The sequence below is a fragment of the Sphingobium quisquiliarum P25 genome, from assembly GCF_000445065.1.
Lineage (GTDB): Bacteria > Pseudomonadota > Alphaproteobacteria > Sphingomonadales > Sphingomonadaceae > Sphingobium > Sphingobium quisquiliarum.
This window is the reverse complement of the sequence record NZ_ATHO01000007.1, coordinates 100,369-112,095: the sequence shown is the minus strand read 5'-3', so window position 1 is coordinate 112,095 and position 11,727 is coordinate 100,369. Positions and strand designations below refer to the sequence as shown.

Annotated in this window: 9 protein-coding genes and 1 pseudogene; 6 read left to right on the top strand and 4 right to left on the bottom strand. The window is 64.6% G+C overall.

All coding sequences use genetic code 11. The annotated features are described in order from the left end of the window. Positions 1–310 (bottom strand): annotated as a pseudogene (locus tag L288_RS23470) (hypothetical protein); the annotation flags it as partial. 245 nt (positions 311–555) lie between these two features. Then, the gene (locus tag L288_RS23465) at positions 556–4,152 is read right to left on the bottom strand and encodes a PAS domain S-box protein (protein WP_021236557.1); all 3,597 of its coding nucleotides are present in this window, start codon (positions 4,150–4,152) and stop codon (positions 556–558) included. A 418-nt stretch (positions 4,153–4,570) separates the two neighbouring features. On the opposite strand from L288_RS23465, the gene L288_RS23455 reads away from it, so the two are divergent. From L288_RS23455 to L288_RS23430, 6 genes are all read left to right on the top strand, one after another. Next, entirely contained in the window at positions 4,571–5,494 is a 924-nt protein-coding gene (locus tag L288_RS23455; protein ID WP_236612984.1) for a YihY/virulence factor BrkB family protein, read from the top strand. A gap of 86 nt (positions 5,495–5,580) precedes the next feature. Further along, complete coding sequence (locus L288_RS43380) at positions 5,581–5,754, top strand: hypothetical protein (protein ID WP_161625639.1); 174 nt, start codon at positions 5,581–5,583, stop codon at positions 5,752–5,754. Further along, positions 5,747–5,953, top strand: a complete 207-nt coding sequence (locus L288_RS23445) for a hypothetical protein (RefSeq protein WP_021236553.1) — start codon at positions 5,747–5,749, stop codon at positions 5,951–5,953. The genes L288_RS43380 and L288_RS23445 overlap by 8 nt, the downstream gene beginning before the upstream one ends. Before the next feature lie 91 nt (positions 5,954–6,044). Continuing rightward, positions 6,045–7,811 (top strand): SLC13 family permease, encoded by a 1,767-nt coding sequence (locus tag L288_RS23440; RefSeq protein ID WP_021236552.1) that lies wholly within the window; start codon positions 6,045–6,047, stop codon positions 7,809–7,811. Positions 7,812–7,926: 115 nt separating this feature from the next. Continuing rightward, positions 7,927–9,951, top strand: coding sequence for an elongation factor G (locus L288_RS23435; protein ID WP_021236551.1), 2,025 nt, complete (start codon positions 7,927–7,929; stop codon positions 9,949–9,951). A gap of 77 nt (positions 9,952–10,028) precedes the next feature. Then, complete coding sequence (locus L288_RS23430) at positions 10,029–10,406, top strand: winged helix-turn-helix domain-containing protein (protein ID WP_021236550.1); 378 nt, start codon at positions 10,029–10,031, stop codon at positions 10,404–10,406. Position 10,407: 1 nt separating this feature from the next. Here the strand turns inward: L288_RS23430 and L288_RS0121070 are convergent, their stop codons facing one another. Together L288_RS0121070 and L288_RS41860 are read right to left on the bottom strand one after the other, a co-directional pair. After that, complete coding sequence (locus L288_RS0121070; protein ID WP_161625638.1) at positions 10,408–10,659, bottom strand: hypothetical protein; 252 nt, start codon at positions 10,657–10,659, stop codon at positions 10,408–10,410. 184 nt (positions 10,660–10,843) lie between these two features. Next, entirely contained in the window at positions 10,844–11,593 is a 750-nt protein-coding gene (locus L288_RS41860; protein ID WP_021236548.1) for a TetR/AcrR family transcriptional regulator C-terminal domain-containing protein, read from the bottom strand. Between the last annotated feature and the right edge of the window lie 134 nt (positions 11,594–11,727).

Below are 11,727 nucleotides of genomic sequence, written 5' to 3'. Positions count from 1 at the left end.
GGAAAGCGAGGATGGCAAGCGCGGCATCCTGGCGTCCAAGCTCCACCATGGCGAGGCGGCGGCAGTCCCGGTTGGCCAGCGGCGCAAGCGCCTGGCACAGCCAGTCGCGGACCGGCACCAGCCCTCCGTCGCTGGCGACATAAGGACCCAGGCTGCCATTCGTCCCTGCCGCCTTGGCGATCAGGTTGAGGACCAGCAGAGCGTAGCGAGGCCTCTTTGAAACAAGCGAGATGCGTTCGACCATGGCAGGCAGATCGGGGGCCGGGGTGGCGCGGCGAGGCTGTTCGAAAAGATCGGGTTGGTGGAACATATCAGGAATCTAGCACATCGCGACTCGATGTGAATCCCTGTTGGAGCCGCCGCTTCACAAAAATCACCCATGTCACTTTACCCGGTTGGACTAGGCGATGAGGGCCTCCTTCCCGCCTGAACGCTCTATGCATTCAGATGCAGAGAGAAGCACGAGTGTCACTTTACCGCTATGCCGGTAAAGTGACATGAATGGCACTTTTCATGTGATTTCAGGACCGCCCGGCCGAGGCTTCTTCAAGCGGTTCAGCCTGACTGGATCATGTCCCGTATCCGCGTGGCCAGCGCCTCCATCGCGAAGGGCTTGGTGATCATCTCCATCCCCGGTTCAAGGAAGCCGGACGCCAGCGCGGCATTTTCCGCATAGCCTGTCATGAACAGCACCTTGAGGTCAGGGCGATGCGCGCGCCCGCCGTCCGCGACCTGCCGCCCGTTAAGGCCGGGCAAGCCGATGTCGGTGACCAGAAGGTCGATGCGCCGCCGGGATTGAAGCACTTGCAGGCCGGATGGGCCATCGACCGCCTCGATCGCGCGATAGCCAAGCTCGCTCAGCACTTCGACGATAAGGCCGCGTACGATCGGCTCATCCTCCACCACAAGCACCGTTTCGCCGGTTTCGGACACATGCTCGCCGCTCAGTTGCGGCACTTCTTCCTCATCGGCCGCCTCGCCGCGATGGCGGGGGAGGTAGAGCTTGATCGTCGTCCCCTTCCCTACCTCGCTATAGATTTTCACATAGCCTTCCGATTGCCGGGCGAAGCCGTAGATCATCGACAGGCCAAGGCCGGTGCCCTGCCCCAGCGGCTTGGTGGTGAAGAAGGGCTCAAAGGCGCGCGCCGCCGTGTCCGCATCCATGCCGACGCCGGTATCGCTGACGCAGATGCAGACATATTGGCCCGGCCGCACTTCCCGCTGGCGCGCGGCATAGGCGCTGTCGAGATGCGCGTTGCAGGTTTCCACGATCAGCTTGCCGCCCTGCGGCATTGCGTCGCGGGCGTTGATCGCCAGGTTCAATATGGCGCTTTCCAACTGGTTGGGATCGCACTTCGTCAGCCACAGCCCGCCCGCAAGCACCAGTTCCAGTTCGATATTCTCGCCCAGTGTGCGGCGTAGCATGTCCTCCATCGACGCGACCAGAGGATTGGTGCGCACCGCGCGCGGGTCGAGCGGCTGGCGGCGGGAAAAGGCGAGCAGCCGGTGCGTCAGCGCGGACGCCCGGCTGGCTGAATTCGCCGCGCCCTTGATGAACCGCTCCAGCCCATCCAGGCGCCCCTGTTCCAGCCGGTGTTGCAGCAGTTCGAGATTGCCGGTGACGCCTTGCAGCAGATTGTTGAAATCGTGGGCGATGCCGCCAGTGAGCTGGCCCACCGCTTCCATCTTCTGGCTCTGGCGCAGCGCTTCCTCCGCGCCCCGCTGTTCGGTCACGTCGCGGCCGAAGCCATAGAGCGCGCCGCCTTCGGCGACGAAGTTCCAGGCGATCTGGCGCACCCCGCCCTCGCTGGTGCGGAAGGCATATTCCTCGTCCGTGCGCACGCCGCCCAGCATCAGCCTTTCCAGAGCCGCGCCCGCCGCCATGCTGTCGGTTTCGGCCACGAAGTCGATCAGGGGGCGGCCGGATGTCTGCTCCTGCGTCCATCCCAGCGCATCGGTCCAGGCCGGGTTGATCTTCTCGATCGTCCCGTTGGGCTGGGCCACCAGCTTGAGCACAGGAGACAAGGTCCATATCCGTTCCTGATCGCGCGCGATCGAGCGGTTTTCCGTGATGTCGCGGCCGATGCCGTGGATGCGGTCGCCATCGGGCACCGCCGTCCAGTCAAGCAGCCGGTAGTCGCCCGATTTGGTGCGATACCTGTTTTCGAACGCAATCGTGGTCGCGCCGCTGCCCAGCCTTTCCATTTCCGCGCGGGAGCTTTCACGGTCGGCGGGGTGGATGAATTCAAGGATGGGATGGCCGATCATCTCGGCCGCCTCCCATCCCAGCATGCGCGTGGCGGACGGGTTGACGTCCGTGATCACGCCGTCCCGATCGCATACGAGCAGCAGGTCCTGCGACATCGACCACATGCGGTCGCGATCGCGGGCATTTTCCACCTCCGCCTGCTTTTGTTCGTGGATGTCGGTGTTGGTGCCGATCCACCGCATGATCGTTCCCCCGCCAGAGCGGATGGGAATGGCGCGGGAAAGATGCCAGCGATATTCGCCGTCATGGCGGCGCAGGCGGAATTCCGCTTCATAGGTTTCGCCGCTCGCCAGCGCAGACGCCCAGCGATCCTGGGCAAGCCCCACATCTTCGGGATGAACGATATTCGCCCAGCCCGTGCCCCTCAATTCCTCTTCCGTGCGGCCGCTATAGGCAAAGACGCGCTCGTTGAACCAGTCGAGTTCGCCATCGGGCGGCGCCGTCCACACCTGGTTCGGCATGGACTGGGCGAAGGTGCGGAACTGCGCCTCGCTTTCCTCCAGCGCCCGCTGCACCGCCCTGCGTTCGGTGATGTCCAGAACGACGCCCACCATCCGCACGGGGCGGCCGTTTTCGTCATGCTCATATTCGCCCTTCCGGGCGATGGTGCGGATTTCCCCGGTATCCGCTCGCCTGATCCTGTATTCGACGTCCAGCGCAGCCGTGCCTTCCCGCCGCCGGTCAGTGTCCGAAATCAGGGTGGCATCTTCGGGAAGGACCAGTTTCTGCACCTCGGCCGCTGGCAGGTTTTCGCATTGATCCAATCCGAAGATGCGGCAGAATTCGGGCGTTCCGTGGATCAAGTCCTGATCGATATCGACGCTGAATATGCCGATGCCGCCCGCCTCCTGCGCGCGACGCAACCGCGCTTCCGATGCGCGCAGGGTTTCCTGCGACCGCACCCGCTCCACATGCACCCAGGACCGTTCGGTAACTTCGCGAATGATACTCAGTTCATAGTCGGACCATATGTGCGGCGCGCGGTCATGGATCGCCATCAGCGCGATCAGCCGCCCATCCTTGATCAGCGGCATGCAGATGGTCGCGGCGATCCCGATATCCTGGAACGTCTTCGCTTCCGCTGGCGGCAGTTCGCGCGCATTGTCGTTCACGATCAGCGGCCGCCCGGCATTCAGTTCCTGCACCGCCAGCGTTCCGAAATCGGCCAGGCTGTAATGGCCGACGATGGAGGGCGATCCCGGCGCGTGCCAGTCGCCGCGGATGGTGAAGCCGTCGCCATCCTCATCCATGTCGGCATAGGCGCAGTGGGAAACGCCCAGATGCTGCGCGGTCATCCGCGCCGTCACGCCCAGAACATCATCGGCGCTGCCCAGCGTCGCGGTGGCATTGTTCAGCCCATCGAGGAAACGCAGCCGCCGCTCGCTTTCCTCCAGCGCCTGCCGCGTGCGGTGAACGGCGGTGGTTTCCACGACGACGGCGATGACGCCGATCGGCTTGCCCTCATCATCGACGACCGGCGAATAATCCAGGTCCATCCATACCTGTTCGGGAATGCCGTTGCGATGCAGCGTCAGTTCATGACCCACATAGGTCAAGGTGCCGCCCGCCAGGCCCACCTTCATCACATTGTCGTTGAAGTCGGCGACTTCGGGCCATCCTTCCCGCACGTTGGACCCAAGCAGTTGCGGATGCCGCCTTCCGGCGAATACGGCATAGGCGTCATTGTAGATCATGACGCCGGGCTCTCCCCACAGGCTGACCATCGGGACCGGCGACCGCAGCATCAGGGCGACGGTCGCCTTCAGGTTTCGCGGCCATTGATCGATGGGGCCGATCGCTGTTCGCGACCAGTCCAGCGCCGCAATCAGCCGGGCAAGTTCGCCATCGGCGCGCAGAACAGGATCGGCAATGTCATCATGCACGCTGGGGCATCCATTTTCTTGATCAGGGCCAGTGCAGGCCGGGACTATGGGACTGGCTTCAGCCAGCGCTACAGGGAGATGGCGGTGGCCGCAAGGAGCCGGTCAGACCGGCGCGTCACCATGATTTGCTGTAAAGCCAGAACATATCCCCATGCGCATTCCCTGATCCCTTTCGCCACATAACCGGGCGAAACGATTTCAGGGCGAGACCGTTCCCGCCCGCCTGTCAGCCCGCTCCGGCTTAACGCCTGATAGGCAAAAGTCCGCAGGGACGAAGGAACCCGACCGGACCGCCGCCCATTCCCCCTTGCATGCGGATCATTCCAGGACCGCTGAACTTCAAAAAGGGGACAAGATGGTTGATGAAGGGCGTTCCGCCACAAGCCCATGGAAAATGCCAGCGCGCGCGTGGAAGGACGTGCTTGTCAGGACGTGGAAGGAAACGTCGCGCGACAATATCAGCCTGGTGGCGGCGGGGGTTTCCTTCTACGCCTTCCTGGCTTTGCTGCCGCTGCTGGGCGCGATCGTGCTGACCTATGGCCTGCTCGCCGATCCTCAGGCGGTGACGGAGAATATGACGGCGATCACGCGGGTCATGCCGCCCGACGCTGCGAAGTTCATCGGCGAACAGCTTATGTATGTGGTCCAGACCTCCGGCAGCAAGAAGGGGCTGGCCGTCTTCCTGGCTTTGGCGCTGGCTCTGTTCAGCGCCCGCAACGGCGCGGCGGCGATCATCACAGCGCTCAACATCGCCTATGAGGAGGAGGAGAAGCGCGGGTTCCTGACGGTCAATCTGCTCGCGCTTCTGATTACGGGCGGCGCTGTGCTCATGGCCGTGGCGGCGCTGCTTTCCGTCACTATCTTCGCCTATGTCGAGGCGCTGTTGCCGTCCATGCCGGTCATAGCGGCGCTGTCCAAAATCCTGTCCTACCTCATGCTGGGCTGCGCGGCGGCGGCGGTGGCGGCGACCCTGTTCCGCTACGGCCCCTCGCGCAGGAAGGCGCGCTGGGTATGGCTGACGCCCGGATCGCTGTTCTTCGCATTCGGGTGGGTGCTGCTGACACTGGGTTTCGCGGTCTATGTCTCACAGTTCGGCAATTACAATGCGACCTATGGATCGCTGGCGACGATCGTAATCCTGCTGACCTGGATATATATGACCAGCTACATTTTGATGTTCGGCGCGGAGCTGAATTCGGAACTGGAGCATCAGACGGCGCGCGACAGCACCAAGGGCGCGGAAAAGCCGATCGGCGCGCGCGGAGCCTGGGCGGCGGACCATGTCGCGAAGGGCACGAAGACCGAAGAGGACGGCAAGGCCGGGATCAATGATCGCCCATGACCGCAGGATCAGGAAAAATCGTGCCGCAGCCGAAATCCATGGCACCGCGCGGCTCGCGGCTGGTTGGTGCTGCCTGGAGCATGGCCATGGCGCGAAAACCCATATTGATCGGCAATCTTGCGCATCACGATCTGATGACGATCGGGAAGATGCTGCGCCGGAAATTCCCACTGGCCAAGGATGATCCGTTCCGGGGCGTGATGGAAAGGCTGAGCCAGGTGCCCTTCCCCGCCACCGGAAGGGACAAGGGCCGTGGCTGACCTGCGGGCCAAGCGGAAATCCTGCCTGTTCGTCATCGCGATCCTGCTGGGACTGATCCTCCTCATCGGGGTGATCATCTATACCAGCGACAGGGCGCCCGATCCGGCGTCCCGCCCGCCGCGGGGCGCGATGCCTCCGCAAGGCGAGCCGATGCGTCCCGCGAGCGCAGAGGCCAATGGCCCGGAACCGGACGGGTAGGAGCGCCTTGACGAGAACGCTCCTCCACCGGAATTGCCTTTTCCCAACCCTGCGCTAAGGGCCGGACCATGATAGCCAGTTACCCCGCTTCATGACGCTTTCCCAATGGCTTTCCATAGCGACGCTGGCGGGCATGATGGGCCTCTTCATCTGGGGCCGCTTCCGCTATGATGTGACGGCGGTGATCGCCTTGCTGACGGCGCTGCTGATCGGCATCGTAAAACCCAAGGACGCCTTTTCGGGCTTTTCAGACGATATCGTCATCATCGTGGGATCGGCGCTGGTGCTGTCGGCGGCGGTGCAGCGGTCCGGGGCGATAGAGACGGCGCTCGGCTTCGTTTCCCAGCATGTCCGCCGCATCAGTTCGCAACTGCTGGTGCTGACCGCGTCGGTCGGCGTCGCATCCGCCCTGATCAAGAATGTGGGCGCCCTGGCCATGCTGATGCCCGCGGCATTGCAGATGGCGAAGAAGAATGACGCCAGCGCATCGGTCTACCTGATGCCCATGTCCTTCGCATCGCTTCTGGGCGGCCTGATGACATTGGTCGGCACGTCGCCCAACATCATCGTCAGCCGCGTGCGGCAGGATATGACGGGCGAACCCTTTCATATGTTCGATTTCTTTCCCACCGGTTTTGGGCTGCTGCTGATCGGGCTGATCTTTCTGCGCTTCGGCTACCGGCTGCTGCCCCGGAACCGGCAGGGCGCTCCCACGATGGGCGAGGCGCTCAACATTTCCGACTATGTGACCGAAGCGAAGGTGCCCGAAGGCTCCCCCGCGATCGGCGACACGATCGAACAGTTTCTGAACCGCCATGAACAGCAGATCACGGTGACCAGCCTCTTGCGCGGCGACATGCACGGCGCGGTCGAACCGCAAGTCCATCTTCATGAAGGCGACGTGCTGATCCTGGGCGGGGAACCCGACGCGCTGGAGCGGGTGATCGCGCGCGACAAGCTGGCGCTGACCGGAACCGATCGCGAAACGGACGATGACAGCGACGACATCGGCGTGATCGAAGCGGTGGTCACGACGGACTCGGCTCTGATCGGCCGCACGGCGGGCCGCCTTCAACTGCGGGAACGATTCGGCATCAACCTGATCGGGGTGGCGCGTTCAGGCGAGACGCTGACGCGCAAGCTGGGGCAGATCGTGCTGCGCGCGGGCGATGTGCTGGTGTTGCAGGGGTCGCTGGCGCAGTTGCCCAACCGCCTGAACCAGCTTGGCGCGCTTCCTCTGGCGCAACGGCCGATCCGGCTTGGCCTGTCGAAACAGGGATGGTTGCCGCTCGCCATATTGGCGATTGCGATGACCGCGACCGCGACGGGCGTCGTCCCGGTCGCCGTCGCCTTCTTCGCGGCTGCTGGAGCCGTGGTCATCACCGGCGCGCTGCCGGTGCGCGAAGCCTATGAGGCGGTGGAATGGCCCATCCTCATCATGCTGGGCGCATTGATCCCGGTCAGCGAGTCGCTTCAAGGCACGGGCGCATCGGACGTGATCGCGACCGGCCTGGCGCACACCGCTGCGGTGCTGCCCCCCTGGGGCGCGGTGGCGCTGATCCTGGTGACGGCAATGGCGGTGACGCCCTTCCTCAACAATGCGGCCACCGTGCTGGTCATGGCTCCCATTGCCGCTGTCTTCGCCCATGACCTTGGCTATCGGCCCGAAGCCTTCCTGATCGCCACCGCCGTGGGCGCGGGGTGCGATTTCCTGACGCCGATCGGGCATCAGTGCAACACGCTGGTGCTGGGGCCGGGAGGATATAAATTCAGCGACTATGCCCGGCTGGGCGCGCCGCTGTCGCTGCTGGTGGTTCTGCTGGGCACGCCGCTGATCCTCTGGGTTTGGCCGCTCTGAAGGATAATCGGCCTCCCCTTTTGGCCCGCTTGCGTTCGGGCCGGTTTAGGAGGAACATCGCCGCTCCACACGGCCATCCCCGCACAAGGGACGGATGAGTTGGAGGAGAGCCAGGATGAGCGGCAGCAGATTGCGAGCCGTCGCGCTCGCAGGACCCGCCGGAGCGGGTAAGACCAGCCTTGCCGAAGCACTGCTGTTCGTCGCTGGCGCCATCCCGCGTCAGGGATCGGTGCAGGCGGGCAGCAGCATCGGCGACTCAAGCCCCGAAGCGCGCGAGCGCGGCAGTTCGACCGAACTCAACCTGATGCAGTTCGAATGGATGGGCGATGGTTTCTGCCTGATCGACATCCCCGGCTCGCCTGGTTTCGCGGCCGATGGCGCGGCGGCGCTTCGCTTGGCCGACCTCGCCATCGTGGTGGCCGATCCCGATCCGGCCCGCGCGCCCCTGATCGAACCAGCGCTCAGGATGTTGGAACAGGCGGGCATTCCCCATGCCCTGTTCGTCAACAAGATCGATCAGGCGCGCGGTAGCATCGAAGAACTGCTTGCCGCGCTCGCGCCCATGAGCAAGGCGGCGCTGGTCGCCCGCCAGATCCCGATCCGCGAAGGGGAACGGGTGGTGGGCTTCGTGGACCTCGCCCATGAACGCGCCTATCTTTATGGTCAGGGCAAGGCTTCCACGCTGGTGGCGCTGCCGCCAGAGCAGGCGGGGGAGGAAGCGGCGGCCCGTTTCCACATGCTGGAACAACTGGCCGATCATGACGACGCGCTGCTCGAACAGCTTTTATCCGACGAGCAGCCAAGGCTGGACACGATCTTCGCTGATCTCGCCAGGGAAACGGCGAGCGGGCTGATCGTCCCGGTGCTGTTCGGATCGGCCGCCAGCGGCTTCGGGCTCAGGCGGTTGCTCAAGATGTTGCGGCACGACACGCCACATGAGGCGCAGACGGCGGCGCGCCTTGGACTGGATGGCGAATGCGCGCAGGTCTTCAAGATATCGCATGCGGCGGCGGTCGGGCGGCTGGCGCTGGCGCGGCTGTTCGGCGGGCCGCTTGCCGATGGGGCTGAGCTGATCGACACTGACGGCCAGCCCATGAGAGCAGGGGGATTGTTCACTCTGCAAGGCGGATCGACGGCCAAGGCGGCGTCCGCCGCGCCGGGATCGATCACCGGCATCGCAAAGGTCGACACCGTCCGGGCCGGGGACACGCTGGGCACTGCTGGAAAGCCGGTCAAGGCAGACCTTCACGGCGAAAAGCCCGTGGCCAATTGCGCCATCGCCATCGCGGCCAAGGATCACAAGGACGAAGTGCGCCTGTCGGCCGCGCTCAACCGCCTGACCGAAGAAGATCCGGGGCTTGGCTGGGATCAGGACGCAATGTCGCATGAGGCGTTGCTCCACGGCATGAACGAGGAGCATCTGGCGGTGGCGATCAACCGCCTGAAGCGCCGCTATGGCGTGGCGCTAAGCGTGCAGCGCCCGTCCATCGCCTACCGCGAATCCATCCGCAAGCCGGTGACGCAGCGCGGCCGTCACCGCAAGCAGTCGGGCGGCCACGGCCAATATGGCGACGTGGTGCTGGAGGTCCGCCCGCTGGAGCGCGGCGAAGGCATAATGTTCGAGGAGCGGATCACCGGCGGCGCTGTTCCCAAGCAGTGGATACCGGCGGTCGAAAAAGGCATGATGGATGCGCTGGCGAAAGGCCCCCTCGGCTTTCCGGTGGTGGACGTGGCGGCGGCGCTGATCGATGGTTCCTTCCACAGCGTGGACAGTTCCGAACTCGCGTTCCGCACCGCCGGGCGGATCGCCATGGCCGACGCGCTTGCCGCCGCCTCGCCCTATCTGCTGGAGCCGGTGGCGCATGTGACCATCACCACGCCCGGCAGCGCGACGTCGCGCATCACCTCCGCCATCGCCAGCAGGCGCGGGCAGATGCTGCGGCTGGGTACGCTGGAGGGCTGGTCGAACTGGGAGGTGATCGAAGCACTGCTGCCCGAAGCGGGGCTGCACGGACTGGAGGCGGAAATCCGGTCGATGAGCCAGGGAATGGCCCATTATATTTCACGCTTCGATCATCTTGCCGAAGTCGCCCCGAAAGTCGCTGGCACGATCGTCCAGGCAGCGCGGCAGACCGCCTGACACGCTGGACACGGGCCGCTATGCAGCCTTCGGGAAAAGCAGTGGCCCTGACGGAATAATGGCCTACAATCGCCATCATGCCCTCCCCTGCTTCGCTCAAGATCAAGATCCAGATTATGTGCGGCAGCGAAATCGCCATGGGTCCGGGCAAGGCCGATCTGCTCGACGCTATCCGCGAGACCGGGTCGATTTCCGCCGCCGGCCGGGCGCTGGGCATGAGCTACCGCCGCACTTGGTTGCTGGTGGACGCGATGAACCGCTGCTGGCGCGAAAGGCTCGTGGTTGCGGTGCCGGGCGGCGGACGCGACAAGGGCGCGCATGTCACCACTGCGGGCGAGGCGGTGCTGGCTGCCTATCGCGCCATACAGGCGGCTGCGGCAGGCGCCGCGCAACCGGGCGCGGAACAGAGCCTGCTTCCGCTGCTTCGCGACGAGCCCCTATCTCCTGATCCTTGATCTACGCCGCTGGCCGCAGCGCCCCGGCGTCATCATCGCCGGGGCCGTGCCGCAGCGTCAGCGGCGGGCTTGCAGGCTCACGCATCTGCTCGATCGACCGCCACCATTCGGCCACCGGCTGTTGCAGCGTGGTGACGGCGGCGTGGCGGCGCACGGCGATCCACCGTGACCCAACCCGTTCATAGCGCCAGCAAGGGTCGCAGTTCAGCGGCACCTGTTCATATTCAGGCATGCCGTCCAACGGTTCACTCAAGGGTCGAAGCTGCGAGGGGACGTCCCGGCGAAAACCATTGGGAAATTCTACGCAAACCGCCATCCATCCCTCCGCGCAGTCCGCAAGGCGCGGCTGCATAAAGGGAAAACGCGCGAAAGCCGTTCAGGTTCATGAAAGCTGATGTGATTTCATCCAGCGGGCGGACTGGCTCACGCACATCGCTTCAAAAGGCCAGTTCCTCAAAAGGATGCCGCGAGTCGCCATTTTCGAGGGCGAGCGCGTCGCGGGCCACCGTCACCCCCTTTAACAGGATGAACAACCCATATTCCCAGTTATGCTCATTCACCTCGCGGGAGAAGACGTTCAGGAACTGACGCAGCAGCGGCGCTTCCTCCGGCGTCCGGCTGAGCAGCGCCTTCTTCACCCCCGCGGCGCGCGGCCGCCCCTCCGCCCGCAGGTTCCTGTCACGCTTTGCCGCAGCCGCCGCACCGATCACGATATGCGATACCGCGCGGCGCAGTTGCAGCGCCTCGTCGCCCGAAAAGCCGCGCCGCGTCAGGACGGACAGCCATAATTCGCCCGCATCGACCTCCACGAAGGGCGACTGTCCGCCATTCAGCCAGGTTTCGAGAAGCTCTCCCTCCATCGTCATCGTTTCGAACAGCGCGCGGGCATATTCCAGCACCCAGGTCGACCAGGGCTGTCCTTCGTCCGAGGGGAAATCATGATGGCGCGAGGCAAAGGCGGCGGCTAGCCTCACCAGCTCCTCGCGGTTGGCCACATAGCCGTACAGCACCGCCTTCGCCACGCCCAGCCGTTCGGCCACGGCGGACATGGTCAACTGTTGCAGCCCCACCGCCAGCGCCGCCTTCAGCACTTGTTCCAGCTCAAGCCGCCTTGGCCGTCCGCGTTGCGGGGCACGGGGCGTGTCCACCTTCATCGAAACATCGTCTCCTGCACGAGGCATCGCCATCCCCCGATCCTGCCTTGCCTACCGCTGATCGCAATAAGGGGCTTCCGTCAAGTCCAAGAGGCGATTTCGCCATCCGGGCAGCGGCCGTCCCGCTGACTGGCTGATCCGTGGGAACGCTACGGCAAGCTGGGCCG

Coding starts and splice junctions, on each gene's coding strand:
- L288_RS43380 (WP_161625639.1), top strand. CDS start 5,581: ATGGCGCGAAAACCCATATTGATCGGCAATCTTGCGCATCACGATCTG.
- L288_RS41860 (WP_021236548.1), bottom strand. CDS start 11,593: ATGGCGATGCCTCGTGCAGGAGACGATGTTTCGATGAAGGTGGACACG.
- L288_RS23440 (WP_021236552.1), top strand. CDS start 6,045: ATGACGCTTTCCCAATGGCTTTCCATAGCGACGCTGGCGGGCATGATG.
- L288_RS23430 (WP_021236550.1), top strand. CDS start 10,029: ATGCCCTCCCCTGCTTCGCTCAAGATCAAGATCCAGATTATGTGCGGC.
- L288_RS23435 (WP_021236551.1), top strand. CDS start 7,927: ATGAGCGGCAGCAGATTGCGAGCCGTCGCGCTCGCAGGACCCGCCGGA.